26 protein-coding genes are annotated in these 25,743 nt (G+C 67.3%); 11 read left to right on the plus strand and 15 right to left on the minus strand.

Features of this window, described 5'->3' with window-relative positions; genetic code table 11:
• Genes Q0P60_RS01260 through Q0P60_RS01280 form a run of 5 tightly spaced genes read right to left on the minus strand, consistent with a single transcriptional unit; the run spans position 1 to position 3,165 of the window.
• Positions 1 to 594 (minus strand): PH domain-containing protein, encoded by a 594-nt coding sequence (locus Q0P60_RS01260; RefSeq protein WP_294987442.1) that lies wholly within the window; start codon positions 592 to 594, stop codon positions 1 to 3.
• Positions 591 to 1,880, minus strand: coding sequence for an alpha/beta fold hydrolase (locus Q0P60_RS01265; RefSeq protein ID WP_294987443.1), 1,290 nt, complete (start codon positions 1,878 to 1,880; stop codon positions 591 to 593). The genes Q0P60_RS01260 and Q0P60_RS01265 overlap by 4 nt, the downstream gene beginning before the upstream one ends.
• Positions 1,881 to 1,883: 3 nt before the next feature.
• Positions 1,884 to 2,063 (minus strand): DUF4177 domain-containing protein, encoded by a 180-nt coding sequence (locus tag Q0P60_RS01270; protein WP_294987445.1) that lies wholly within the window; start codon positions 2,061 to 2,063, stop codon positions 1,884 to 1,886.
• Positions 2,060 to 2,239 carry an Arc family DNA binding domain-containing protein gene (locus Q0P60_RS01275; protein WP_294987447.1) on the minus strand — a complete coding sequence of 60 codons (180 nt, stop codon included), beginning with the start codon at positions 2,237 to 2,239 and terminating at the stop codon, positions 2,060 to 2,062. The genes Q0P60_RS01270 and Q0P60_RS01275 overlap by 4 nt, the downstream gene beginning before the upstream one ends.
• Positions 2,240 to 2,283: 44 nt before the next feature.
• Complete coding sequence (locus Q0P60_RS01280; RefSeq protein WP_294987449.1) at positions 2,284 to 3,165, minus strand: SPFH domain-containing protein; 882 nt, start codon at positions 3,163 to 3,165, stop codon at positions 2,284 to 2,286.
• A 137-nt stretch (positions 3,166 to 3,302) separates the two neighbouring features.
• Here Q0P60_RS01280 and purT point away from each other — a divergent pair, with 137 nt between their 5' ends.
• Positions 3,303 to 4,490, plus strand: coding sequence for a formate-dependent phosphoribosylglycinamide formyltransferase (purT, locus tag Q0P60_RS01285; protein WP_294987451.1), 1,188 nt, complete (start codon positions 3,303 to 3,305; stop codon positions 4,488 to 4,490).
• 128 nt (positions 4,491 to 4,618) lie between these two features.
• On the opposite strand, the gene Q0P60_RS01290 is transcribed toward purT, so the two are convergent.
• Together Q0P60_RS01290 and Q0P60_RS01295 are read right to left on the minus strand one after the other, a co-directional pair.
• On the minus strand, positions 4,619 to 5,839 hold the full coding sequence (locus Q0P60_RS01290) for an endonuclease/exonuclease/phosphatase family protein (RefSeq protein WP_294987453.1): 1,221 nt from the start codon (positions 5,837 to 5,839) through the stop codon (positions 4,619 to 4,621).
• 37 nt (positions 5,840 to 5,876) lie between these two features.
• Positions 5,877 to 6,632 carry an arginyltransferase gene (locus Q0P60_RS01295; RefSeq protein WP_294987455.1) on the minus strand — a complete coding sequence of 252 codons (756 nt, stop codon included), beginning with the start codon at positions 6,630 to 6,632 and terminating at the stop codon, positions 5,877 to 5,879.
• Between the two features lie 153 nt (positions 6,633 to 6,785).
• Between Q0P60_RS01295 and Q0P60_RS01300 the strand changes: the two genes are divergently transcribed.
• Positions 6,786 to 7,352 carry an EF-hand domain-containing protein gene (locus Q0P60_RS01300; protein WP_294987457.1) on the plus strand — a complete coding sequence of 189 codons (567 nt, stop codon included), beginning with the start codon at positions 6,786 to 6,788 and terminating at the stop codon, positions 7,350 to 7,352.
• Between the two features lie 51 nt (positions 7,353 to 7,403).
• On the opposite strand, the gene Q0P60_RS01305 is transcribed toward Q0P60_RS01300, so the two are convergent.
• From Q0P60_RS01305 to Q0P60_RS01320, 4 genes are all read right to left on the minus strand, one after another.
• Positions 7,404 to 8,621, minus strand: coding sequence for a sigma-70 family RNA polymerase sigma factor (locus Q0P60_RS01305; RefSeq protein WP_294987459.1), 1,218 nt, complete (start codon positions 8,619 to 8,621; stop codon positions 7,404 to 7,406).
• 164 nt (positions 8,622 to 8,785) lie between these two features.
• Positions 8,786 to 9,295, minus strand: coding sequence for a pathogenicity-like protein (locus tag Q0P60_RS01310; RefSeq protein WP_294987461.1), 510 nt, complete (start codon positions 9,293 to 9,295; stop codon positions 8,786 to 8,788).
• A gap of 4 nt (positions 9,296 to 9,299) precedes the next feature.
• A complete protein-coding gene (gene tesB / locus Q0P60_RS01315) occupies positions 9,300 to 10,208 on the minus strand; it encodes an acyl-CoA thioesterase II (RefSeq protein ID WP_294987463.1) in 909 nt (302 codons plus the stop codon).
• Positions 10,209 to 10,308: 100 nt separating this feature from the next.
• Positions 10,309 to 11,085 carry an enoyl-CoA hydratase/isomerase family protein gene (locus Q0P60_RS01320; RefSeq protein WP_294987465.1) on the minus strand — a complete coding sequence of 259 codons (777 nt, stop codon included), beginning with the start codon at positions 11,083 to 11,085 and terminating at the stop codon, positions 10,309 to 10,311.
• A gap of 34 nt (positions 11,086 to 11,119) precedes the next feature.
• Between Q0P60_RS01320 and Q0P60_RS01325 the strand changes: the two genes are divergently transcribed.
• A complete protein-coding gene (locus Q0P60_RS01325) occupies positions 11,120 to 11,566 on the plus strand; it encodes a copper chaperone PCu(A)C (RefSeq protein ID WP_294987467.1) in 447 nt (148 codons plus the stop codon).
• A gap of 72 nt (positions 11,567 to 11,638) precedes the next feature.
• Here Q0P60_RS01325 and Q0P60_RS01330 read toward each other — a convergent pair whose 3' ends face one another.
• The 3 genes from Q0P60_RS01330 to uvrA all read right to left on the minus strand — a co-directional run bounded on the left by Q0P60_RS01330 (position 11,639) and on the right by uvrA (position 15,871).
• Positions 11,639 to 12,364 carry an enolase gene (locus tag Q0P60_RS01330; protein ID WP_294987469.1) on the minus strand — a complete coding sequence of 242 codons (726 nt, stop codon included), beginning with the start codon at positions 12,362 to 12,364 and terminating at the stop codon, positions 11,639 to 11,641.
• A 97-nt stretch (positions 12,365 to 12,461) separates the two neighbouring features.
• Positions 12,462 to 12,869: a thioesterase family protein gene (locus Q0P60_RS01335; protein ID WP_125895430.1), complete on the minus strand. Its 408-nt coding sequence runs from the start codon at positions 12,867 to 12,869 to the stop codon at positions 12,462 to 12,464.
• Positions 12,869 to 15,871: an excinuclease ABC subunit UvrA gene (gene uvrA, locus Q0P60_RS01340; protein ID WP_294987472.1), complete on the minus strand. Its 3,003-nt coding sequence runs from the start codon at positions 15,869 to 15,871 to the stop codon at positions 12,869 to 12,871. The genes Q0P60_RS01335 and uvrA overlap by 1 nt, the downstream gene beginning before the upstream one ends.
• 324 nt (positions 15,872 to 16,195) lie before the next feature.
• Here uvrA and rplU point away from each other — a divergent pair, with 324 nt between their 5' ends.
• From rplU to cgtA, 3 genes are all read left to right on the plus strand, one after another.
• Positions 16,196 to 16,504, plus strand: coding sequence for a 50S ribosomal protein L21 (gene rplU / locus Q0P60_RS01345; protein WP_005408557.1), 309 nt, complete (start codon positions 16,196 to 16,198; stop codon positions 16,502 to 16,504).
• Positions 16,505 to 16,522: 18 nt separating this feature from the next.
• Positions 16,523 to 16,786 carry a 50S ribosomal protein L27 gene (gene rpmA / locus Q0P60_RS01350; RefSeq protein ID WP_005415704.1) on the plus strand — a complete coding sequence of 88 codons (264 nt, stop codon included), beginning with the start codon at positions 16,523 to 16,525 and terminating at the stop codon, positions 16,784 to 16,786.
• A gap of 177 nt (positions 16,787 to 16,963) precedes the next feature.
• Positions 16,964 to 18,016 carry an Obg family GTPase CgtA gene (gene cgtA, locus Q0P60_RS01355; RefSeq protein ID WP_294987475.1) on the plus strand — a complete coding sequence of 351 codons (1,053 nt, stop codon included), beginning with the start codon at positions 16,964 to 16,966 and terminating at the stop codon, positions 18,014 to 18,016.
• A 178-nt stretch (positions 18,017 to 18,194) separates the two neighbouring features.
• Here the strand turns inward: cgtA and rpsT are convergent, their stop codons facing one another.
• Positions 18,195 to 18,464, minus strand: a complete 270-nt coding sequence (gene rpsT / locus Q0P60_RS01360; protein WP_005408560.1) for a 30S ribosomal protein S20 — start codon at positions 18,462 to 18,464, stop codon at positions 18,195 to 18,197.
• 117 nt (positions 18,465 to 18,581) lie between these two features.
• Between rpsT and murJ the strand changes: the two genes are divergently transcribed.
• The 5 genes from murJ (at position 18,582) to ispH (ending at position 25,539) form a co-directional block, all read left to right on the plus strand.
• A complete protein-coding gene (gene murJ / locus Q0P60_RS01365; RefSeq protein ID WP_294987825.1) occupies positions 18,582 to 20,186 on the plus strand; it encodes a murein biosynthesis integral membrane protein MurJ in 1,605 nt (534 codons plus the stop codon).
• 75 nt (positions 20,187 to 20,261) lie between these two features.
• On the plus strand, positions 20,262 to 21,209 hold the full coding sequence (locus tag Q0P60_RS01370; protein ID WP_294987477.1) for a bifunctional riboflavin kinase/FAD synthetase: 948 nt from the start codon (positions 20,262 to 20,264) through the stop codon (positions 21,207 to 21,209).
• Complete coding sequence (ileS, locus tag Q0P60_RS01375; RefSeq protein WP_294987479.1) at positions 21,206 to 24,037, plus strand: isoleucine--tRNA ligase; 2,832 nt, start codon at positions 21,206 to 21,208, stop codon at positions 24,035 to 24,037. Before Q0P60_RS01370 ends, ileS begins: the two co-directional genes overlap by 4 nt.
• Entirely contained in the window at positions 24,037 to 24,561 is a 525-nt protein-coding gene (gene lspA, locus Q0P60_RS01380) for a signal peptidase II (RefSeq protein ID WP_075675042.1), read from the plus strand. The genes ileS and lspA overlap by 1 nt, the downstream gene beginning before the upstream one ends.
• A gap of 27 nt (positions 24,562 to 24,588) precedes the next feature.
• Positions 24,589 to 25,539, plus strand: a complete 951-nt coding sequence (gene ispH / locus Q0P60_RS01385; protein ID WP_294987482.1) for a 4-hydroxy-3-methylbut-2-enyl diphosphate reductase — start codon at positions 24,589 to 24,591, stop codon at positions 25,537 to 25,539.
• The last annotated feature ends 204 nt before the right edge of the window (positions 25,540 to 25,743 follow it).

Genomic DNA, 25,743 nt, shown 5'->3' on the forward strand with positions numbered 1-25,743 from the left:
TTACTGCCGCGGCGCCGGTGCGGCCACCTTGCGTAATGCCTCCAGCAGCATCTGCGGCCGCTCCACGCTGAGCAGTAGCGTGCTGCCATCGCTGACCGGCAGCGCGAGCACGCGTGCACGGTCGGTGACCAGGGCGAAGCCCTTGCCGCCGCCTTTCAGCCGGAAGTGGCCCGAGTAGAACCCCGGCATCGCATAGCCGTTGGTCTTGAAGCGGATGCCGTAGCGGCGATCGTGGCCGAGATCGACCACCTCGGCCTGCTCGAGCCGCAGCTGCACGACCGCGACGCGGCGCCGGTACATCGTCGAGCGCACGTCCAGGATGTCGTCGTCCAGCTCGACCCGGCGGCGGAAGAACGCCGCGCCCAGACCGATCGCAAGCGCGGCGATCACCAGCAGGCTCCATGCCGCACTGCCGCCCATGCGGAACCAGGGCGGCGAGAAGGTCACCTCGATCCAAGGGGCGGTTGCCGGTGCCTTGTACAGCTGCGCATACAGGCAGGCCGCGAAGGCGGCCAGCAACGGCAGCACGACCCACAGCACGCGCAGTGGCGAGGACGTGGTCACCTCGAAGGGTCTCGGATCGCTGCCGCTCATCGTTGTGCCTTCACCCAGGCGGCCACGTCATCGATCAGCTTGGCGTCGACATGGCCCGGTTGCGCGTACTCCTGCAACGCGCTGGGGCCACTGCCTGCGATGCCGATGTGATTCAGCGCCGGGTACTCCCGCCACTGCACGTTGGTGCGTCCAGCAAGGGCCTTCTTCCACAGTGTCCAGTCGGTATCGGGCACCTGGAAATCGCGGCCACCGTGCAGCATCAGCAGCGGCTTGCGCAGGGCCTGTGCATCGGCTCGCGCATCCACCGCTTCAATGCTCTTCCAGAACGACTGCGGCACGCCCAGCGGCAGTTCGCTGGCCGGCGCCCGGGTATCACTGCGTGCCGCGGCAATCTGCGCATCAAGGCGATCAAGCGCGGCCTGCTCCGGTGCGCTGATGCTGCCATCGAGTGCCATCAGGTAGCGGTTCTGTTCCGGCAGCAGCTCCAGCAGGGTGCGCGCAGGTGCGGCCCACAGGATCGCGCCGCGTGCCTGTGGCCAGCGGCTGGCAATGCGCGGGGCGAGCATGCCGCCCTGGCTGTGGCCCATCAGGAACACGCGGGTGCGATCGATGCGGTGATCGGCAGCGACATCGGCGAGGGCCGCAACTGCATCCAGCGTGGTTTCGTCATCCACGCTGAAATGATCGTTGGCGAAATCCTGCGGGCGGGCCAGCGTGCGCTTGTCATAGCGCAGCACGGCGATGCCCTGCGCCGCCAGGCCGCGTGCGATGTCCAGGAACGGACGACTGCCGCCGATGGTCTCGTCGCGATCCTGCGGACCGGAGCCGTGCACCAGCACGACCGCGGGGAACGGCCCCTTGCCCTTGGGCAGTGCCAGGGTGCCCGGCAATGCACCGCGTGCCTGCCGCACGCTGAAATCCACTTCGCTGTAGCGGGCATCGGCTGGCGGTGGCGGCGCCTTTTCGGCCGCGGCGGGACGCAGCATCAGGCCTGCAACCTTGTCCTGCGCGTCCACGGCCACCTGCGCGAGCACGCGGCCACTGCTGAACTGCAGCGGCACCACCACCAGGCTGACACCTTGCTGCATGCTCACCGCGGTGGCACCCCGCTGCTGCAGGGTGCCCAGCGATGTCCACAGCGCGCCGAGCCTGTCAGCGGGCACGGCTTCGGCCATCTGCGGGGTCAGCATCGCTTCGGCATCGGCGATCTGGCCCGCCTGCAGATGATCAAACAGCCGGTTCGCGACCTGTGCCGGTTCTGCGGCGATGGCCGCAGCGGGCAGCATCGCCAGGCACAAGGCAAGCCATTTACGATGCCGGCTCATGGCTCAGGCCTCCTTCTTGAGGACCACCAGGGCCGAGCTCATCGTCGCGGTATAGACGATGCTGGCAAGTTCCCAGCCGCGCTGCCCCTCCCGGTTGAGGGTCTCCTGCAGCACATCGCTCTTGATGTTGCCGAGCAGGGTGGAGGGGACTTCCAGAGTCTGGTACATCCAGCGCTTGCTCATTTCCTGTCCTCTGATGATGGTGGCGGTTTCGGCAGGCGACCGGCCTTGCGCAGGGCGTCGCGCAGTACATATTCGATCTGCGCGTTGAGGCTGCGCAGTTCGTCGTCGGCCCAGCGCTGTGCCGCGGCCAGGACCTCGGCGTTGATGCGCAGCGGATAGGCTTTCTTCTCACTCATGAAAACTCCTGGCGGGGCGGTGGGGCGCCCCGTTGCGAGGTGGGTCAGTACAGCGAGCCGGCGTTGACGATCGGCTGGGTGCCACGGTCCGAACACAGCACGGTCAGCAGGTTGCTGACCATGTGCGCCTTGCGTTCCTCATCCAGCTGCACCACGCCGTTCTTGTGCAGTTCGGCCAGGGCCATCTCGACCATGCCGACCGCACCGGCAACGATGCGCGTGCGTGCGGCGATCACCGCGTTGGCCTGCTGCCGCTGCAGCATCGCCTGGGCGATTTCGGCGGCGTAGGCGAGGTGGCTGATGCGCGCGTCGATCACCTGCACGCCGGCATCGGCCAGGCGCTCGGCCAGTTCGTTCTTCAGGTGCTGGGAGATCTCGCTGGCGTGGCTGCGCAGGGCCAGCTGGCCATCCTCGTGCTGGTCGTAGGGGTAGCTGGTCGCCATCGCACGCAACGCCGATTCGGACTGGATGTGCACGAAGCTCTCGTAGTCGTCCACGTTGTAGACCGCCTCGGAGGCATCCACCACCTGCCAGACGATCACCGCGGCGATCTCGATCGGGCTGCCGTCCAGCTCGTTGACCTTCAGCTTGCCGCTCTCGAAGTTGCGCACGCGCTGGCTGACCCGGCGCTTGGCATAGAAGGGGTTGTTCCAGCGCAGGCCGTTGTCCTTCACGGTGCCCACGTACTTGCCGAACAGGCTCAGCACCGTCGCCTGGTTGGGCTGGACGGTGTACAGGCCGGACAGGGCGAACAGGCTCACCACCACCAGCAGGGCGCCCAGCAGCATCAGCAGCAGGTCGGGCGAGCCGGTGCTGGCCTTGGCGGCGACCCCGAGCACGAACAGGACGCAGCCGGCGAGGGCGACGAGCAGGGCGCCGGCCAGCGTGCCGAGGCCGTTGAGCGAGGACAGCGACTTCTCTTTCATGGCGGTACGTCCTTGAGGGTTCAAAATGAAGATATCAAAGTGATATCAGTTTCCGGCTACCGTTCGTCGGAATCCCTGGCCGGAGCGCGCGGCCAGCTAGAATGCCCACCCGCCTTCACATCGCTGCTGGAACCGCCATGGCCAAGCTTGGAACTCCGTTGTCCCCCTCCGCCACCCGCGTGCTGCTGCTGGGGTCCGGCGAACTCGGCAAGGAGGTGGCCATCGAGCTGCAGCGGCTGGGCGTGGAAGTGATTGCCGCCGACCGCTATGCCGATGCGCCGGCGATGCAGGTCGCACATCGCGCGCACGTGATCGACATGCTGGACGCGATGGCGCTGCGTGCGCTGATCGCGCAGGAGCAGCCGCACCTGGTGGTGCCGGAAATCGAAGCCATCCATACCGAAACCCTGGTCCAGCTGGAGCAGGAGCAGGGCCTGCGGGTGATCCCGACCGCGCGCGCCGCGCGCCTGACCATGGACCGCGAAGGCATCCGCCGCCTGGCCGCCGAAACCCTGGGCCTGCCGACGTCGCCGTACCGTTTCGTTGATACCGAGGCCGAGTACCGCGCCGCGGTGGCCGCCATCGGCCTGCCGTGCGTGGTCAAGCCGGTGATGTCGTCCTCGGGCAAGGGCCAGAGCACCCTGCGCAGCGAGAACGACATCGCCCCGGCCTGGGAGTACGCGCAGACCGGCGGCCGCGCCGGTGCCGGCCGCTGCATCGTCGAAGGCTTCATCGATTTTGATTACGAGATCACCCTGCTGACCGTGCGCCATGCCGGTGGCACCTCGTTCTGCGCGCCGATCGGCCACCTGCAGAAGGACGGTGATTACCGTGAAAGCTGGCAGCCGCAGCCGATGTCGGACAAGGCGCTGGCGCGTGCGGAAGAGATCTCGCGTGCGATCACCGACGATCTTGGTGGCTGGGGCCTGTTCGGTGTCGAGCTGTTCGTGAAGGGCGACGAGGTGTGGTTCAGCGAAGTGTCGCCGCGCCCGCACGACACCGGTCTGGTGACCCTGGTGTCGCAGGAGTTGAGCGAGTTCGCGCTGCATGCACGCGCCATCCTCGGCCTGCCGATCCCGCTGATCCGCCAGAGTGGCCCATCGGCATCGTGCGCGCTGCTGGCGCACGGTGAGGGCGTGCCGTATTTCAACAACGTGGCCGCTGCGCTGCAGGTGCCGGATACCGCGGTGCGCCTGTTCGGCAAGCCGAGCGTGCATGGACATCGCCGCGTGGGCGTGACCCTGGCACGCGCGGACAGCATCGACCAGGCACGCGCCATCGCCCGCGACGCCGCCGAAGCCATCGGCGTCGAACTGCGCCCCTGAAAAAAGGGGACGGAGGGGATTAAGTCGTTTATGCATAAACGACTTAATCCCCTCCGTCCCCTTTTTTCTTGCGGTGGGTACCGACCGTGGGTCGGTACCGATTTCCGTGCAGTCGACTGACCGTCGACCTACCGCACGTCCACCCATACCAGGTGGTGGTCGCTGCCGTCGGCGATCTTCGCCTCGGGGCTCTGGTTGGCCGGCCAGAAAATGCCGCTGCCCACGTACTCGAAGCCGGTCGACGGCAGTACGTAGTCCAGGCGCATGGTGCCGGACTTCGGGCCGAAATCGCCGGTGGCATGGAACGGTGCGCCCTTGCGCTCGATGCCCTTGGCCGCATAGGCCAGGCTGGTCTGCTCGCCACCGACGCTGCGCGGGGTGGGGTAGCGCAGCACGCGGGCATTCTCGATCAGTTCCACGATCGCCTCATGGCGGCCATCGCCATCAACCGGGTCGTTGTTGAGGTCGCCGAGGATGACGAAGCGTGCGTCCTGTGCCAGGCCGCCACACTGGCCCTTGTCATCGCACAGCCACGGCTTGTCACCCTTGGACAGGTATTCCTGCCACAGGCGCAGTTCGTCGTGGTTGCGTGCCGCATTGCGCTTTTCCGGGCCATCGAACACCGGCGGGGTCGGGTGCGAGACCAGGGCGTGCACCACACCGGCCGGGGTCTTCACCGGCACGTCCCAGTGCGACTTCGACGACAGGCGCAGCTGCGACCACACGTGGTCGTTGTAGAAGCTCTGGCCGGTGCGCGGATCGACCGGGCGGATCGCGCCGGGCATCGCGCTCCACTTCAGCAGCTGGAAACTGCGGACCTTGGCTTCGTCGATCGGGTAGCGCGACAGCACCAGCATGCCGTACTGGCCCGGGTGCAGGCCGTAGCCCCAGGCATCGTTGCCGCGGCTGCGGCCTTCACCGCCGACCACGCCGTTGTTGTCCAGGTCCAGGCCGCTGGGGACGCCGGTATTGACCGGGGCCAGGTAGCGGTAGGCGAAGTGCAGCGGCTTGCCACCGCCGGGCTGGGCCACTTCCAGGTAACGCTTCTGGAACAGGTCGGCGGCGCGGTGCGCATCGTCGAAGTCGAATTCGTTCAGCAGCACCAGGTCCGGGCGCACCTGCTGCAGCACTGCGGCGATCTTGCGCGCGTGCTCGCTGTCGCCTTCCAGCTCCTTGATCAGGCCGCCGGTGTCATCGGAATACAGCGAGGTGTTGTAGGTGGCCAGGCGCAACGCAGCGGACGGCTTTTCGGTCATCGCGGGAGACTTGGCGAAGGCGGGGGCGCTGGCAGCGCAGAGCAGGGCCAGGGCGAGGATGAGGGGGTTGCGGCCGGGAGTGAGGATGTTCATGGCCGTATTGTGCACCCGGCCCGGTGTCAGCGGTTTGTCAGCGCCCGTCCAGATCATTGTCGAAATCGTGCCAGCGGCGGCCGTCATAGGCCTCCAGCGGATGGAAGCGGCGCTTGTAGTCCATCTTCTGGTGGCCGCGGATCCAGTAGCCCAGATACACATGGGGCAAACCCTCGCGGCGCGCCCACTCGATCTGCTGCAGGATCGCGAAGGTGCCCAGGCCGCGCGCGGCATGGTCCGGGTCGAAGAAGGTGTAGACCGCCGACAGGCCATGTTCGGTAACGTCGGTCACCGCCACCCCCAGCAGCTGGCTGGGCTGGCCATCGTGGCCAGGCAGGCGCATTTCCATGAAGCGGGTATGCGACCAGCTGCCGATCAGGAACTGCTCGAACTCGTGCGGGCCGTGGTCGTCCATGCCGCCGTTGGCATGGCGGTGGGTGAGATAGCGGTGATACAGCGCGAACAGATCGTCGCGGGCGGTGGCGGCGGTGATCCGCACTTCCAGGTCGGCGTTGCGGGCCGCGCAGCGCCGCTGGCTGCGATCCGCGGCAAAGCGCGCCACCGGGATGCGTACCGCCACGCAGGCCTGGCAGTGCGCGCAATGCGGCCGGTAGACCAGGTCGCCGCTGCGACGGAAGCCCCAGCTCAGCGCCAGCGGGTACAGGCCGCCGAGGCGACGGTCGTGCGGGTCCAGTACCAGGTCGCGCGCAACCCGGTCCGACCAGTACCCGCAGGGGTGCTCGCCGGTCTGGAAAAGCCGCAGTTCGTCGTCTCTGTCGCCATGTATCGCCATGCACACAGCATAGCCCCAGCCCGTCGCATTGGCGGCGACTGTCCGCCGGATGAACGGAACCGGCCCCGGCGTCAACCGAGGCAGCGTCCAGGCGTTGTTGTCCCCCGAGGGTGAAGTGATCACCCCGACGCACCCCATCCCCAGGAGTCACCCATGATCCGTACCCCCCTGCTGCTGGCCCTGCTGCTCGGCACCTCCGCTACCGGTATCGCGCTGGCGGCCGACACCCCGGCCGCGCCGGCACAGCGCCCGGCCAAGCTGGACACCAACGGCGACGGCGTCATCGACCGCAGCGAGGCCGCTGCCAACCCGCGCCTGGCCGCGAAGTTCGATGAGCTGGACAAGAACAAGGACGGCAAGCTCTCGCGCGATGAGATGCCGCGCTGGCAGCATGGCCGCCGCGGCCATGGCGGCGAGCGCTGGGCCAAGCTGGACGTCAACAAGGATGGCCGCATCAGCCGCGAGGAAGCCAAGGCCGATCCGCGCCTGGCCGCGCGCTTCGACCAGCTGGACCTCAACAAGGACGGTTACCTGGACAAGGCCGACCGCGAACTGCGCATCAAGCAGCGCCGTGATGCCTGGTTTGCCGCCGCCGATACCAACAAGGACGGCCAGCTGAGCAAGGCCGAGTTCGATGCGGCCAAGGGGCCGATGCACGGTGGCCCGCGCCACGGTGGACCGCGAGACGGCAGCGCGCCGAAGCCGCAGCCGCAGCGCTGAGTGCCAATGCTGTGATCGACGACAACGCCGGCGCTCTGCCGGCGTTGTCGGTTACAGGCGTCCGCTGCGCATCAGGGAGTACACCACCAGCGCGATGACCATCAGGTTCATGGCGATGATGCCGGTACGGCCGTACATCGATTCGTACTTCCAGTTCGTGCCGCTGCGCCCGCGGCGTGCCGAATCGCGCGCGATCATCGGCGCCATCACCCGTTGCAGCGGTACCAGGCACTGGTAGTTGACCACGCCCAGGCCCATCGCCAGCACGGCCAGCTGCGCCCACACCGGTGCCTGCAGCATGACCGCCAGCAGGATCGCCAGGCACCAGAACATGCCGGTGATGATGTTGAGGTAGAGGAAGCGGCGCACATCGGCGCGCTCGGCCGCGGTTTCGGTGTACGACATCAGGAAACGGCCACCCAGGTAGCTGCCGACCGCGCCCCCCACCACGCCACCGATCACCGCGCCCCAGCTCTCGGCCGGCAGGACGTGCAGCTGGCCCAGCGTAGCGGTCAGCGAACCCATGGCGGTGCCGCCGGCGGCACTGGCGCCGCCGAGGCCGAGCTTGCTGCCACCGATGCCGACGCCGGTGCCGAACAGGACCGCGGCACTGGCGGTACCGGGCGCGGCCACCAGCACCATCGAGACCACCGCCGTGGCGAACGCCGCACTCGGCGCGGTGCTGCGGGCGAACTCGCCGAAGCGCTGCAGCAGGCCCTCGCGCACCAGTGCGCGGGCGCGCGACAGGCGCTTGCGCACCGCGGCGTCGCTGAGCCCGAGCAGGTCGGCGACCTGCTGCGAACGCTGGCCCTCACGGTAGTACAGCAGCAGTACTTCGCGGCTGTCGGCCGGCAGCGCGGAAATGATGTCCTCGGCGGCAATCTCTTCTTCCACCCGTTGCAGTCGGTCGGCCGCGCCCGGGGCGGGGTCGGCGGCCATGCCCAGCGCGACCTCGGCCGCCTCGCCGGTCAGCGGTCGGCCGCGTTGCGCGCGCAGCCAGTCGCGGGCCAGGTTGCGGGTGATCTGCCGCAGCCACGGCAGGAAGCTGGTCGAGCTGCGCAGCTGGTGCAGCTGCTGCCAGCCCTTCACGAAGGCTTCCTGGGCGATGTCCTCGCTGGCCTGGCGGTCGCGGGTGATGGCCAGCGCGATGGCGGTGACCGTGTTCTGGCAGGCCAGCACGATGCGGCCATAGGCATGCTGGCAACCGCTGGCGGCGGCTGGCAGTTCGCGTTCAAGGGTCTGGTCGATCGATGCGGCGAACGTCGTCATGGCGGCGGCTCTCCTGCTGGGATTGTGTCCCATGACGGAGCCGCGCGCCCGATGTGACCCACAAAAAGGGGACGGAGGGAATTAAGTCGTTTGTGCCTCAAACGACTTAATTCCCTCCGTCCCCTTTTTGTGGGGGCTGGCCAGTGGCCGGCGCTAGCCGGGGCTTACGTCGAGGGCTGGATGCGGACCCGCACTTCTTCCTCTTCCGGGGCCGCCTGCGGGGCCGGTTGCGCCTGTTGTGGCTGCACCTGCGGGGCCGGGGCAGGTGCTGCCGGGGCCGGCGCGCCGCGATGGCGCAGGCCGATCACCAGCGCCACGCCGGCGATCACCACCAGCAGGGCGATGCGGATGCGCCAGGCCCAGCTGCGGCCGCCGCTGCCCGCTTCCGGTGCGTCGCGGAAGGCGAACTCGGCGGTCGGGTGGTCGCGACGGGTGGTATCGAGCAGGCGTGCCTCGCGCAGGATTTCGCGTGCGCGCGGCTGGTCATCGGCGCGTACGATCCACACCGCTGGGTAGGCATTGGCATTGCCCAGATCGGTATAGCTGAACTGGCCGCGGCGGCGGGTCTTGTAGGAGCGCCCATTGGTTACCTTGACGTCGATGCCATGCTCGCGCAGGAGCTCGGCGACGCCTTCGACGGTTTCCACACGCTGGCTGCTGAAGATCTGGCGCATCCGATCACTCCTTGGCCGGCACGGCGGCGGCCGCTGCCTGGTCGGGAACGACGCGGATCAGGCCTTCCTGCGCGGTGCTGGCCACCAGCACGCCGTTGCGGGTGAAGAACTGGCCGCGGGCCAGGCCGCGCGAATCCTGTGCGCTGGGGCTGTCCAGCGAATACAGCAGCCAGTCGTCGGCACGGAACGGGCGGTGGAACCAGATCGCGTGGTCGAGCGAGGCCATCTGCACGTGCGGGTGGTAGTAACTGATGCCGTGCGGGAAGGTCGCCGTGCCCAGCAGGTGGAAATCGGAGGCGTAGGCCAGCAGCGCCTGGTGCAGCTCGGGCGCATCACCAACCGGCTCGCTCAGGCGCAGCCACACCTGGTGGTAGGGCGGGCGCTTGGGCGGGTTCAGTTCGTCACGCGGGTAGACGTGACGGAACTCGAACGGGCCACCGCGCGACAGCCAGCGCTGCACCTTGATCGGCAGCCGCTCCAGCACTTCGGCCGGCAGCGGACGATTCGGCTCGATGTCTTCCGGCTGCGGCACTTCCGGCATCTTGTGCTGGTGCTCGGCACCGCTCTCGGCCTGCTGGAACGAGGCTGCGCAGAAGAAGATCACCTTGCCGTGCTGGATCGCGGTGACCCGGCGCACCGAGAAGCTGCCGCCATCGCGGGTACGGTCCACGTCGTAGACAATCGGGTGGTCGATGTTGCCGGCGCGCAGGAAATAGGCGTGCAGCGAGTGCACGTGGCGGCCGTTGTCGACCGTGGCCTGGGCCGCGGCCAGCGCCTGGCCCAGCACCTGCCCACCGAACACGTACTTGGTGCCGATGTCGCGGCTCTGTCCGCGGAACAGGTTGTCCTCCAGCCGCTCCAGGGTGAGCAGGTCGATCAGCTCGGAGACGACGGGTTCGGGCGTGTCGTTCAAGGGGGCGGCCACAGCAGTGAAAGTGGCCCTGATTATACCGGTCAGGGGTCAGATCCCTTTCGCCTGGCGAAAGGGATCTGACCCCGGGGCGGGGGAGCCGCTATTTGCCCAGGCGGGCCACCAGTGCCTGCAGCGCGTTCTGCGCATCCGGGGCGAACCAGGCCTCGACGAAGCGGTCGAGCTGGATCAGGTCCGGCTGCAGCGCGACGTGCAGGTCGGCACGGGCGATGGCGCGGGTCAGCAGCATCGGCTGGCGCGGCTGCTTGAGCAGGGTCTGCAGCCAGGCCACGGCGCGTGCCACCACCAGGTCGCCCTCGGCCAGCTCATCGACCAGGCCGATCTGCAGCGCCTGTTCGGCCGGCACCAGCGCGCCGGTGGTGAGCAGGACCCCGGCGCGATGCACGCCCACCGCACGGCGCAGCAGGCGCTGGATGCCTTCCGGTGCGATCAGGCCGACCTGCACTTCGTTCAGGCCGATGGCATACGGGCGCGACGGATCGGCACTGCGCGCCATCACCCGGTAGTCGCAGCACAGGGCCAGCACGCAGCCGCCGGCAGGCGCATGCCCGGTGATCGCCGCGACCACCGGAATGCGGCTCTCGGCCAGCGTGCGCACGGCGCCAAAGAAGGCGTTCCAGGTGTCCAACAACTTGTGCTTGTCATCGCCGTGCGAGAGCAGGTGCGGCACGTCCATGCCGCCGGTGAAGATGCGCTCGCTGCCCGACAGCACGATGCCGTGCGCGTCTTCGGCCATGGCCAGCTCGATGGCGTGGATCAACTGCCGGCACAGTTCGGTGTCCAGTGCGTTGACCGGCGGCCGCGCCAGGCGCAGTTCGCGGATGGGGCCATGGTTGATCACCTCGATGAGCGTCGTCATGCTGCGGTCTCGTTGCGAAGAAGGAACCTGGGCGATGATAACCAAACCATTCGTTGGCGTACTGTTGGTTCTGTGTGCGGCTGCAGCATCGGCCTCGCCGTCGGAACCGGCCTGCGTGACGGTGGAGCAGGGCTGGGCGCGGTTGCCACCGAATCCGGCGATGCCGATGACCGCTGGCTACGGCGTCATCCACAACGGCTGCAGCAAGGCGGTGGCGATCACCGGCGCAGCCAGCAGCAGCTTCGGTGATGTGTCGCTGCACGAGACCACGATCGTCGATGGGGTCAGCCGGATGCGCGCGATCGAGCGCCTGCCGCTGGCACCCGGTGCGCGCGCCGAACTCAAGCCCGGTGGCCTGCACCTGATGCTGATGCAGGGCAAGGGTGCGTTGAAGGACGGCCAGGCGGTCCCCCTGCGGTTGCAACTGGAGGGCGGTGGCGAAGCAAGCGCGACGTTGACCGTGCGCAAGACCGCGAAATGACGATCGGGTAGTGCCGGTCGCTGGCCGGCAACCGGGGAAATGCCGGCCAGCGGCCGGCACTACCCAACAGGCTTACGACCAGTCGTACGAGAACAGCACCGTGCGGCTTTCCGGCTCGTACAGCATCACGATCGCATCGGCGCCGGTGGCGCACCAGTTGTAGCCGGCCACGTCGGCCACAGCGAAGAACTTGTTGCCATCGCGGGTGATGATCACCGTTTCGGCATCGTCCGCAGCATTGGGGTCGTCGGCAGCCTCGGTGAAGCCCAGCGCGAAGGCCGCGGGAATCTCCGCGGTCTCGGTCCAGTTGCCGAAACCGATCGGGCCACCCAGCGTATCCAGGTAGTCGCGCTCGCTGGCCTCACCCTTGCCGTAGCGCGAGTAGCAGGCCAGGCGTCCATGCTGCGCGTGGTAGTCGCGGGCCTTGGCGTAGCTGTCGCGCATCTGCGCGATGTGCTCCTGCGCGTCCTTGTCCGCCACTGCATCGCCGATGAAATAGCCCTCGTTGCCGAGGAAGCGCATCCGGTTGTCCGCGGTCAGTTCGAAGGCGATCCAGTTGGTACCGGTGAAATCGTTGTGGTGGTCTTCGGTGCTCTCGCCGATGCAGCCGTCGTACGGCTCGATCGGGCACAGCATCGTTGCCGCCTGGCCGGCCAGTTCCGGGCGCAGCACGCCGAGGTCGATCTTCAGCAACGGCAGCAGGTGCTGGCCGAGCCAGGCCTGGTCGGCGGGGAAGACCTCGGTGGGGAAGGGGACCATGCCGGGCAGCAGGTCGCGCAGTTCAGTCTGGTGGATCATCTCAGTCCTTTGAATCGTGTCGGTCGTGCCGGCCGCTGGCCGGCATCCGTGATACATCTGGAGGTTGCCGGCCAGCGGCCGGCACCACCAGGGTGCCTCAGGTAGAGGCGCTGCGGATCGCTTCCGGCAGTGGCGCGCTCTTGCCGGTCTGGGTGTCCATCCAGACCACCACCACGTTGCCGTCGGAATACAGCTTCGATTCGTCCTGCTGGTCGACGATGCGATGGCCGATGGTGACGCTGCTGTTGCCCAGTCGCTCGACGAACAGTTCGACCAGGATGTCGTTGGGCCACACGATCGGCAGCCGGTAGTTGACGTTGGTCGCGGCCACCACCGGTGCGATGCGGTCGGTCATCGACACGCCCTCCACGCCCAGCATCCAGCGCACGCGCGCCTCCTCCAGGTAGGAGATGTACTTGGCGTTGTTGACGTGGCCCATGCTGTCCATGTCACGCCAGCGCACGCTGATCGGGATGCGGGCCAGGATCTTGTGTTCGCTGCTCATCAGGCGTCCTTCTTCTTCTTGCTGGCAGTGGCGGTCTTGCTGGTCTTGCCGGTGCTCTTGGCGGCCACCGCCTTCTTCGCCGGCTTCTCGGCCTTTTCAGGCTTCAGCTTGCGCGGCGGGCGCGCGTCGGGCTTGTTGGCCACTGCGGCCGGCTGCTCCGGCCGTGCGCGGGTGGACGGCAGCATGCGGGCCAGGAACTGGCCGGTGTACGACTGCGGGCAGGCGGCCACGTCTTCCGGCGTGCCGGTGACCAGGATGGTGCCACCGCGATGGCCGCCCTCCGGGCCCAGGTCGACGATCCAGTCGGCGGTCTTGATCACGTCCAGGTTGTGTTCGATCACTACCACCGTGTTGCCTTCGTCGCGCAGCTTGTGCAGCACGCCCAGCAGCGCTTCGATGTCGTGGAAGTGCAGGCCGGTGGTCGGCTCGTCGAGGATGTACAGGGTGCGGCCGGTATCGCGGCGCGACAGTTCCTTGGACAGCTTCACGCGCTGCGCTTCGCCGCCGGACAGCGTGGTCGCGCTCTGGCCCAGCTTGATGTAGCTCAGGCCGACGTCGACCAGGGTTTCCAGCTTGCGTGCGATCGACGGCACCGGCTCGAACAGCTTCAGTGCATCCTCGACGGTCATTTCCAGCACGTCGTTGATGTTGAAGCCCTTGTACAGGATCTCCAGCGTCTCGCGGTTGTAGCGCTTGCCATGGCAGACATCGCACGGCACGTACACGTCCGGCAGGAAGTGCATCTCGACCTTGATCAGGCCGTCGCCCTGGCAGGCTTCGCAGCGTCCACCGCGCACGTTGAAGCTGAAGCGGCCCGGCGAGTAGCCGCGCGCACGCGCTTCAGGCACCTGTGCGAACAGTTCGCGCAGGGGGGTGAACAGGCCGGTGTAGGTGGCCGGGTTGGAACGCGGGGTGCGGCCGATCGGCGACTGGTCGATGTCCACCACCTTGTCGAACAGGTCCAGGCCATCGATCTCCTTGTACGGGGCGATCGGATGCGAGGACCCGTTGATCTCGTTGGCGGCCAGCGAGAACAGGGTGTCATTGATCAGGGTCGACTTGCCCGAGCCGGAGACGCCGGTCACGCAGGTCAGCAGGCCCGACGGAATCGCCAGGTCGACGCCCTTGAGGTTGTTGCCGCTGGCCCCGCGCAGGTGCAGGGTCATCTTCGGGTTCGGCTTGTGCCGGCGTGCCGGAATCTCGATCGCACGCTTGCCGGACAGGTACTGGCCGGTCAGCGAACGCGGTGCCTCCAGGATGTCCTGCAGGGTGCCCTGGCCGACGATCTCGCCGCCATGCACGCCGGCGCCCGGGCCGATGTCCAGTACGTAGTCGGCCAGGCGGATCGCGTCCTCGTCATGCTCGACCACGATCACCGTGTTGCCGAGGTCGCGCAGGCGGGTGAGGGTGCCGAGCAGGCGCTCGTTGTCGCGCTGGTGCAGGCCGATCGACGGCTCGTCGAGCACGTACATCACGCCGACCAGGCCGGCACCGATCTGGCTGGCCAGGCGGATGCGCTGCGCCTCGCCGCCGGACAGGGTGTCGGCCTTGCGCTCCAGGGTCAGGTAATCCAGGCCGACATCGACCAGGAAGCCGAGGCGCTCGCCGATCTCCTTGACGATCTTCGAGGCGATCTCGCCACGCCAGCCCGGCAGGCTCAGTTCGCTGAAGAACTTCAGCGCCTCGTCGATCGGCAGCACCACCAGGTCCGGCAGCGGGCGATCGGCCACGAACACGTTGCGCGCGGCCTTGTTGAGGCGGGCACCGTGGCATTCCGGGCACGGCTGCTCGCTGATGTACTTGGACAGTTCCTCGCGCACCGCCGGCGATTCGGTTTCCTTGTAGCGGCGCTCGAGGTTGGGAATGATGCCCTCGAAGCGGTGCTTGCGCTGGGTGCGGCCGCCGGCTTCGGTGAAGTAGGTGAAGGTGATGGCCTCATCGCCACTGCCGTACAGCACGGCCTGCCGCACGTTCTCCGGCAGCGAGTTCCACGCCGCATCGACGTCGAACCGGTAGTGCTTGGCCAGCGAGGCGATCAGCTGGAAGTAGTAGGCATTGCGGCGGTCCCAGCCGCGCACGGCACCGGCGGCCAGCGACAGCTCCGGGTGCACCACCACGCGCGAGGGATCGAAGAACTCGGCCATGCCCAGGCCATCGCAGCCGGGGCAGGCGCCCATCGGTGCGTTGAACGAGAACAGGCGCGGCTCCAGTTCCGGCAGCGAGTAGTCGCACACCGGGCAGGAATACTTGGAGGAGAACAGCGTCGGCGCGGCGTCGGCCGTATCCAGGCTCTGCACCGAGGCCATGCCGTCGCCCAGCTTCAGCGCGGTTTCGAAGCTCTCGGCCAGGCGCTGCTTGATGTCCTCGCGCGGGCGGAAGCGGTCGATCACCGCCTCGATGGTGTGTTTCTGGCGCAGGGCCAGCGGCGGCACCGCGTCGATCTCATGCAGTTCGCCGTCCACCCGCACGCGCACGAACCCCTGCGCACGCAGCTGGTCGAACACCTGGGCGTGCTCGCCCTTGCGGTCGCGGATGACCGGCGCCAGCAGCATGTAGCGCTGTTCCGGGTCCAGCGTCAGTACCTGGTCGACCATCTGGCTGACCGTCTGTGCTTCCAGCGGGTAACCGTGGTCCGGGCAGCGCGGGGTACCGACGCGGGCATACAGCAGGCGCAGGTAGTCGTAGATCTCGGTGATCGTGCCGACCGTCGAGCGCGGGTTGTGCGAGGTCGACTTCTGTTCGATCGAGATGGCCGGGGACAGGCCTTCGATGTGGTCCAGGTCCGGCTTTTCCATCACGCTCAGGAACTGGCGCGCATAGGCCGACAGTGACTCGACGTAGCGGCGCTGGCCTTCAGCATAGATGGTGTCGAACGCCAGCGAGGACTTGCCCGAGCCGGACAGGCCGGTGATCACGATCAGCTTGTCGCGGGGCAGGTCGAGGTCGAGGTTCTTCAGGTTGTGCGTCCGCGCGCCGCGGATGCGGATGAAATCCATCGCCATGGGGGATCCGGTTGTGGGGGCGTTGGCTGGGTGCCGGGCCAGCGGGGAACGGCAATCGGTCAGCCTACCGAGGTGACCAGATGGGGGCAATGGGCGACAATGCCAGCCCGGTGTCTCACCTTGTGAGACGGCCCGACAGCCAGGGGTCAGATCCCTCTCACACGGTGAGAGGGATCTGACCCCGTCCCGGCCCCCCATTGCGGGGCCCCCTGGCCGTTCAGGGGTTGACTTGACCCGCGCCGGTTGATCTGCGTACAATCCCGCTCCTGTCCGCCCTCGATGGCGGCAGCTCAGACCACAATAACTACAGAGGAAGGCCTGGTCATGTACGCAGTACTGGTCACCGGCGGTAAGCAATACCGCGTGGCGCAGGGCGAAAAGCTCCGCATTGAAAAGCTCGAAGTCGAAGTCGGCAGCGAGATCAAGTTCGACAACATCCTGATGCTGGGTGACAGCGATGGCGTGAAGCTGGGCGATGCGCTGAAGGGCGCCGCCGTCACCGCCAAGGTCCTGTCCCAGGGTCGTGCTGACAAGGTCCGGATCATCAAGTTCCGTCGCCGCAAGCACCACATGAAGCGTCAGGGTCACCGTCAGTACTACACCGAAATCGAGATCACCGGCATCGCCGGCTAAGTATCAGGAGAAGCAGTCATGGCACATAAAAAGGGCGTAGGCTCCTCGCGCAACGGTCGCGACTCCAACCCGAAGTACCTGGGCGTCAAGATCTTCGGCGGCCAGGCCATCGAGGCCGGCAACATCATCGTGCGTCAGCGCGGCACCCAGTTCCACCCGGGTTCCGGCGTCGGCCTGGGCCGTGACCACACCCTGTTCGCCCTCGTGGACGGCAAGGTGGAGTTCTCGGTCAAGGGCGCCAAGAAGCGTCGCACCGTCAGCATCGTCTCGGCCGACGCCTGATCCAGGCATCGCCGGCACCCGTGCCCCGGCATGGGAATGCTGCATGAAGAGCCCCGCTTCGGCGGGGCTTTTCGTTAGAGTGAAAGCAAGACCGGCTGCGCCGGGTTGCCGGCCAGCGGCTGGCATAACATTCAAGGCGACGGCAGGCAGGCCGCGCCCATCGCAGGCATCGAAACAATGAAACTGGTAGACGAAGCAGAAATCGAAGTGTTCGCCGGCAACGGCGGCAACGGCTGCATTGGCTTCCGTCGCGAGAAGTTCATTCCGCTCGGCGGCCCGGACGGCGGCGACGGCGGTGCGGGCGGCAGCGTGTACATCCGCGCCGACGAAAACCTGAACACCCTGGTCGACTTCCGCCATGACCGCATCTTCAAGGCGCAGCGCGGCGAGAACGGCATGGGCCGGCAGGCCTATGGCAAGGGCGGCGAAGACCTGACCATCACCGTGCCGGTCGGCACCGTGGTGATCAACGTCGCCACCGATGAGGTCATCGGCGACCTGACCCAGCACAACGACCGCCTGCTGGTGGCCAAGGGCGGCCGCGGCGGCCTGGGCAACATGCATTTCAAGAGCTCGACCAACCGTTCGCCGCGCCAGGCGCTGCCGGGCGAGCCGGGCGAAGAGCGTACGCTGAAGCTGGAGCTGAAGCTGCTGGCCGACGTCGGCCTGCTGGGCTTCCCCAATGCCGGCAAGAGCACCCTGATCCGCGCCGTTTCGGCAGCGACGCCGAAGGTGGCCGATTACCCGTTCACCACGCTGTACCCGAACCTGGGTGTGGTGAAGGTGGAGAACTACCGCAGCTTCGTGATCGCCGATATTCCCGGCCTGATCGAGGGGGCGGCCGATGGCGCCGGCCTGGGCGCGCAGTTCCTGCGCCACCTGCAGCGCACCCGCCTGCTGCTGCACCTGGTGGACATCTCGCCGATGGAAGGTGGCGTGGAAGGCGTTTCGCCGGTGGAGCAGGTGCGTGCGATCGAGCGCGAGCTGGAAAAGCACGATCCGGAGCTGCTGGCCAAGCCGCGCTGGCTGGTGCTGAACAAGGCCGACCTGATGTTCGAGGATGAGGCCCAGGCTGCGGCCGAGCAGATCGTTGCCGAGCTGGGCTGGAAGGAGCCGTGGTTCCTGGTGTCCGCGCTGGGCCGCGAAGGTACCTTCCCGATCATGAGCCGGATCATGGCCTTCTTCGATCGCCAGAAGGAAGAAGAGCAGGAAGCCCGCGACGCGCAGTAATGCCATCGCGGTCTGCGCAAAAAACCCGGCCTTGGCCGGGTTTTTTTTGTTGTTGGGGTCAGATCCCTTTTCCGCTGGAAAAGGGATCTGACCCCGGGCGTGCAGGCAACAAAAAACCCGGCCGGGGCCGGGTTCTTGTCTGCTGCCCGGCCCCGAGGGGCAGGGCGGCAACGCCGGATCAGGCGGCCTTGAGGGCCTTGATGCGGTCGTTCAGGCGGCTCTTGTGGCGAGCAGCCTTGTTCTTGTGGATCAGGCCACGCGCGCTGAAGCGATCCAGGATCGGCTGGGCAACGGCGAAGGCGGCTTCGGCGCCGGCGGCATCGTTGGCGTCCAGCGCCTTGATCACTTTCTTGACAGCGGTGCGCAGCATCGAGCGCTGAGCCACGTTGCGCGCGTTGCGCACGACGGTCTGCTTGGCGCGCTTCTTGGCGGACTTGATATTGGCCACGGTGGTGGTTTCCTGAAAAAATCGGTGTTATGGGAACAGCAAGCTAGCTAGTATGATGGCGTAAGAAATGCACGTCAAGTCGATTGTCAAGAGGGACGCTGAGTGAGTTCACCCAAGTTGTTGCGGGGCCTGCTGTCGTTCAGCAGCATGACCATGGTCTCGCGCGTACTCGGACTTGTCCGGGACTTCGTGGTGACCACCACGTTCGGCACCAACGCCATCACTGATGCTTTCTGGGTCGCCTTCAGGGTACCCAATTTCCTGCGCCGGTTGTTCGCCGAGGGCTCCTTCGCCACTGCTTTCGTGCCGGTGTTCACGGAAGTGAAGGAAACCCGCAGCCATGCCGAACTGCGCGAGCTGATGGCCCGCACCGCGGGCACCCTGGGCGGGATCCTGATGCTGGTCACCGCGCTGGCGCTGATCTTCGCGCCGCAGCTGGCCTCGGTCTTCTCAAGTGGTGTTGATACCGACCCGGTCAAGCAGGGCCTGCTGGTCGACCTGTTCCGGCTGACCTTCCCGTTCCTGCTGTTCGTCTCGCTCACCGCACTGGCCGGTGGCGCGCTGAACAGTTTCCAGCGTTTCGCGATGCCGGCACTGACCCCGGTCATCCTCAACCTGTGCATGATCGCCGGCGCCCTGTGGCTGGCGCCGCGGCTGGGCGGCACCCCGGAAAAGCAGATCCTGGCGCTGGGCTGGGCGGTGCTGGCCGCCGGCGTCCTGCAGCTGCTGTTCCAGCTGCCGTCGCTGAAGGGCATCAACCTGCTGACCCTGCCGCGCTGGGGCTGGCGCCACCCGGGCGTGCGCAAGGTCATGACGTTGATGGTGCCGACCCTGTTCGGCTCCTCGGTGGCGCAGATCAACCTGCTGCTGGATACCGTCATCGCGGCCAAGCTGACCGATGGCTCGCAGTCCTGGCTGTCGCTGGCCGATCGGTTCCTGGAGCTGCCGCTGGGCGTGTTCGGCGTGGCCCTGGGCACGGTGATCCTGCCGGCGCTGGCCCGCCACCACGTCAGCACCGACCGCGAGGGCTTCTCGCGGTCGCTGGACTGGGGCCTGCGGATGACCCTGCTGATCTCGGTTCCGGCCATGCTGGGCCTGCTGCTGCTGGCCGAGCCGCTGATCGCGACCATCTTCCAGCACGGCCAGTTCAGCGCGTTCGATACCCGCATGACCGCGCTGTCGGTGTACGGGCTGAGCTTCGGCCTGCCGGCGTTCGCCCTGCTGAAGGTGGTGCTTCCGGCCTTCTATGCCCGCCAGGACACCCGGACCCCGGTGCGTGCCGGCGTGGCCGCGCTGGTGGCCAACATGGTGTTCAACTTCATCCTGCTGGCAGTGCTGTACCACCTGATGGTGCCCGATGCGCTGAAGGCGCAGGGCGTGATGGCGGCGATCGGCAAGCAGCCGGGCCTGCACCTGGCGCTGGGCATCGCCAGTGCGCTGTCCAGTTACCTGAACCTGGGCCTGCTCTGGTACTGGCTGGGCAAGACTGATGTGTACCAGCGGCGACCAGGCTGGGGCGGCTACCTGCTGCGCCTGCTGCTGGCCTGCGCGGCCATGGTCGGCGTGCTGCTGGCCCTGCTGCACTGGCTGCCGGGCTTCTCGGCCATGCACGTGTGGGAGCGGATCGGCGCCCTGGCGCTGCTGGTCGGCGGCGGCGGCGCGACCTATGCGCTGGCCATGGTGGCGATGGGCTTCCGCCCGCGCGACCTGCGCGGGCATTGATCGCAGCCTGTGGCGGCTATACTTCAGGGTTACACCATTGAAGCGGCGGCCCCGGTCGGGCCGGAACGAGAGTTGATGAGCAGGCTGTTCAGAAGCGTCGAGGGCGGGGAGCTGTTCCCCAACGGAAGCGTGGTCTGTATCGGCGCATTCGACGGCCTCCACCTGGGCCATCGTGCGCTGGTCCGCCACGCGGTTGCCCGCGCGCGCGCCTTGGGCGTGGCCGCAGTGGCGGTGGCGTTCGAGCCGCTGCCACGTGAATTCTTCGCCCAGGGCACGCCGCCGCCGCGGCTGACCCTGGCGCGCAGCAAGGTCGAGATCCTGCGCGAGCTGGGCGTCGATGCGATCGGCCTGCTGCGTTTCGACGCGGCGATGGCGGCGATGCCGGCCGAGACCTTCGTGCGCCAGCTGCTGGTCAATCGCCTGGGCGCGCGTGAGGTCTGGATCGGGCCGGAGTTCTGCTTCGGCAACCGCCGTCGTGGCGACCTGGCCCTGCTGCAACAGCTCGGCGCCGAGCTGGGCTTCAGCGCGGGTGAGATCGAAGCGGTGGACCTGCATGGCGAACGCATCTCCAGCACCCGCATCCGCCAGCTGCTGCAGGACGGCGACTTCACCCGTGCCGGCGACCTGCTGGGCCGCCCGTACGCGATCAGCGGCCGGGTCGTGCGTGGACGCCAGCTCGGCCGTACGCTGGGCTTCCCGACCGCCAACCTGCGCTTCCCGAAGACGCCGGCGCTGTCGGGCATCTACGCGACCTGGGTGCACGGCGTGTTCGACCAGCCCTGGCCCTCGGTCTCCAGCTTCGGCACGCGGCCGACGGTGGAGGGCGTGGAGCCGCTGCTGGAAGCCCACCTGTTCGATTTCCAGGGCGACCTGTACGGTCGCCACATCGATGTGGAGTTCGTCGCCAAGCTGCGCGACGAAGAGAAATTCAACGATCTGGCGGCGCTGACCGACCAGATGCACCGCGACGCCGAACAGGCGCGCGCCATCCTTTCCGAACATAGATTGCGAGCCACTGCGTGAGCCAGGACTACAAGACCACCCTGAACCTGCCAGCCACCGAATTCCCGATGCGCGGCGATCTGCCCAAGCGCGAGCCGGGTATTCTGGCGCGGTGGGAAGAGCAGGGGCTCTACCAGCAGCTGCGCGACAACGCCGCCGGCCGCCCGCTGTTCGTGCTGCATGACGGCCCGCCGTACGCCAACGGCCGCATCCACCTCGGCCATGCGGTCAACAAGATCCTGAAGGACATCATCGTCAAGTCGCGCTACCTGGCCGGCTTCGATGCGCCCTACGTGCCGGGCTGGGACTGCCACGGCCTGCCGATCGAGATCGCGGTCGAAAAGAAGTGGGGCAAGGTCGGTACCAAGCTCGATGCGGTGGCCTTCCGGCAGAAGTGCCGTGAATTCGCCGAAGAGCAGATCAACATCCAGCGCGTGGACTTCAAGCGCCTGGGCGTGACCGGCGATTGGGACAACCCGTACAAGACCCTGAGCTTCGACTTCGAGGCCAACGAGATCCGTGCGCTGGCCAAGATCGTGGCCAATGGCCACCTGGTGCGTGGCGCCAAGCCGGTGTACTGGTGCTTCGACTGTGGCTCGGCTCTGGCCGAGGCCGAGATCGAATACCAGGAAAAGGAATCGCCGGCGATCGACGTGGCCTACGCCGCGCGCGATGCGCAGGCGTTCGGCCAGGCATTCGGCGTGAACGTGCCGGCCGATGTTGAAGTGGCGGTGCCGATCTGGACCACCACGCCGTGGACGCTGCCGGCCTCGCTGGCGGTGTCGCTGGGCGCCGAGATCCGCTATGTGCTGGCCGAAGGCCCGGCCCACAACGGCAAGCGCCGTTGGCTGGTGCTGGCCGCTGCGCTGGCCGAGCGCGCGCTGCAGCGCTACGGCGTGGACGAGGTGGTGCTGCACGGTGAAACCACCGGTGCGGCGCTGGACAGGCAGCTGCTGGTGCACCCGTTCTATCCGCAGCGCGAGATCCTGGTGCTCAACGGCGACCACGTGTCCGACGAGGACGGTACCGGTGCGGTGCACACCGCGCCCGGCCACGGCCAGGAAGACTTCGTGGTCAGCCAGAAGTACGGCCTGATGGACAGGTACAACGCCGGCCAGATCACCCCGATCGACGGCGCGGGTGTCTATCTGGAATCGACCCCGCCGGCCGGTGACGTGGTGCTGGCCGGCCAGCACCTGTGGAAGGCGCAGGACGCCATCGTCGGCGTGCTGCGCGACAGCGGCGCGCTGCTGGCGTTCCATCCGATCCGCCACAGCTACCCGCACTGCTGGCGCCACAAGAAGCCGGTGGTGTTCCGCGCCACCCCGCAGTGGTTCATCTCGATGGACAAGGCCAACCTGCGCAGCGATGCGCTGGCCGCCATCGACACCGTGGGCTGGTTCCCGACCTGGGGCAAGGCGCGCATCCAGAGCATGGTTGACGGTCGCCCGGACTGGACCATCTCGCGCCAGCGCACCTGGGGCGTGCCGATCGCGCTGTTCACCCATCGCCAGACCGGCGAGATCCACCCGCGTTCGGTGGAACTGATGCAGCAGGTGGCCGACCGTGTCGAAGCCGAGGGCATCGACGTGTGGTACTCGCTGGATGCCGCCGAGCTGCTGGGTGCCGAAGCGGCCGACTACGAGAAGGTCACCGACATCCTCGACGTCTGGTTCGATTCCGGCGTGACCCACGAAGGCGTGCTTGCCGCACGCGGCTTCGGCAAGCCGGCCGACCTGTACCTGGAAGGCTCCGACCAGCATCGCGGCTGGTTCCAGTCCTCGCTGCTGACCGGCGTGGCGATCGACCAGCGCGCCCCGTACAAGCAGTGCCTGACCCACGGCTTCACCGTGGACGAGCAGGGCCGCAAGATGTCCAAGTCGCTGGGCAACGGCATCGAGCCGCAGGACATCATGAACAAGCTGGGCGCGGATATCCTGCGCCTGTGGATCGCCTCGGCCGACTACAGCAACGAGATGTCGCTGTCGCAGGAGATCCTCAAGCGCAATGCCGATGCCTACCGCCGCCTGCGCAACACCGCCCGCTTCCTGCTGGGCAACCTGGACGGCTTCGACCCGGCCCAGCACCTGCGCCCGCTCGACCAGATGGTCGCGCTGGACCGCTGGATCGTGCATCGCGCGTGGGAGCTGCAGGAGAAGATCAAGGCCGCCTACGACAGCTACAACATGGCCGAGATCGTGCAGCTGCTGCTGAACTTCTGCAGCGTGGACCTGGGCTCGCTGTACCTGGACGTGACCAAGGACCGCCTGTACACGATGCAGGCCGATTCGCACGGCCGCCGTTCGGCGCAGAGCGCGATGTACCACATCGCCGAAGCGTTCACCCGCTGGGTCGCGCCGATCCTGACCTTCACTGCCGACGAACTGTGGGGCTACCTGCCGGGCGAGCATGCCGGCCACGTGCTGTTCACCACCTGGTACGACGGCCTGGCGCCGCTGCCGGCCGATGCCCAGCTCGGCGCCGCCGATTTCGAGCAGCTGCTGGCCGTGCGCGAGCAGGTTGCCAAGGTGCTCGAGCCGATGCGTTCCAACGGTGCGATCGGTGCCGCGCTGGAAGCGGAGATCACCATCGCCGCCAACCAAGAGCAGGCCGCGCGCTGGCAGCCGCTGGCCGATGAACTGCGTTTCCTGTTCATCAGCGGCGACGTGCAGGTGCGCCCGGCGACCACCGACGAAGTGTTCGTCAGCGCCCAGCCGACCACCAAGGCCAAGTGCGTGCGGTGCTGGCACCACCGTGACGACGTCGGCCGCCATGCCGATCATCCGGAACTGTGCGGCCGTTGCGTGAGCAACGTCGCCGGTGCCGGTGAAGTGCGGAGCTGGTTCTGATGAGCGCCGCACGTCCGCATCCGAACGCGCTGGTCTGGCTGCTGCTGTCGGCCGCCATCATCGGCCTGGACCAGTGGTCCAAGGCCTGGGTCCTGTCGAGCCTGCCGGAGTTCCAGCCGGTGGTGGTCATCGATGGCTTCTGGAACTGGTACCGCACCTACAACACCGGCGCAGCGTTCAGCTTCCTGAGCGACGCCGGTGGCTGGCAGAAGTACTTCTTCACCGCGCTGGCGATCGCCATCAGCGGCCTGATGGCCTGGTGGCTGCGCGGCACCGCCCGTGGCAACTGGAAGGCGGCAGTGCCGTATGCGCTGATCATCGGCGGTGCCATCGGCAACGTGATCGACCGCCAGGTGCATGGCCACGTGGTCGATTTCATCCAGTGGTACGTGGGCAGCTACACCTGGCCCTCGTTCAACATCGCCGATTCGGCCATCGTGGTGGGTGCCATCGGCATCGCACTGTTTGGCCTGTTCGACGGCAAGTCCGCCAAAAAGGCGGATAATGCCAATCCGAAACCGTAAGCCGGCCGCTGCCGGGAGATTGAACTGATGGATGTGCTGCTCGCCAACCCGCGTGGTTTCTGTGCCGGTGTCGATCGTGCGATCGAGATCGTCAAGCGCGCGATCGAAACGCTGGGCGCGCCCATCTATGTCCGCCATGAAGTGGTGCACAACCGCTTCGTGGTCGACGACCTCAAGCAGCGCGGTGCGATCTTCGTCGAGGAACTCGACGAAGTGCCCGACAACAACACGGTGATCTTCAGCGCGCACGGCGTGTCGCAGGCGGTGCGCCAGGAAGCCGAGCGCCGCGGCCTGAAGGTGTTCGACGCCACCTGCCCGCTGGTGACCAAGGTCCATTTCGAAGTGGCCCGCCATTGCCGTGCCGGCCGTGACGTGGTGCTGATCGGCCACGCCGGGCATCCGGAAGTGGAAGGCACCATGGGCCAGTGGAACCGCGAAGCCGGGACCGGCCAGATCTACCTGGTCGAGGATGTCGAGCAGGTTGCAACGCTGCAGATCAACCAGCCGGAAAACTTCGCCTACACCACCCAGACCACGCTGTCGGTGGATGACACGCGCGGCATCATCGAGGCGCTGCGCGAGCGTTTCCCGGCCATGCAGGGCCCGAAGAACGACGACATCTGCTATGCCACGCAGAACCGCCAGGACGCCGTGCGCGACCTGGCCAAGCGCTGCGACCTGGTGCTGGTGGTCGGTTCGCCGAACAGCTCCAACTCCAACCGGCTGAGCGAGCTGGCCCGCCGCGAGGGCGTCGAGTCGTACCTGATCGACGGCGCGCACGAGATCGACCCGGACTGGGTGGCGGGCAAGCAGCACATCGGCGTGACCGCGGGTGCCTCGGCGCCGCAGGTGCTGGTGGATGGCGTGCTGGCGCGCCTGGCCGAACTCGGAGCCACCGGCGTGGGCGAGCTGGATGGCGAGCCGGAATCGATGGTGTTCGCGCTGCCGAAGGAACTGCGCCTGCGCCTGGTCGATTGACCGGGCCTCGCTCTGGTGGGTGCGAACCCGGGTTCGCCCTGCTTCTGGATGCACGCCCTCCACGCATGGCGTGGATCTACTGCTCACCGCGTTGTTGCCGGGTTTGCCGCTTCTGGTGGGGTTCGCGCGGCCCATGACCTTTGGGCATGGGGAAGGGCTCCCGACAGGCCTAGCATCGGAGGATTCTCCGATGTTGGATGCTGC

The organism is uncultured Stenotrophomonas sp. (genome assembly GCF_945952405.1).
Taxonomy (GTDB): domain Bacteria; phylum Pseudomonadota; class Gammaproteobacteria; order Xanthomonadales; family Xanthomonadaceae; genus Stenotrophomonas.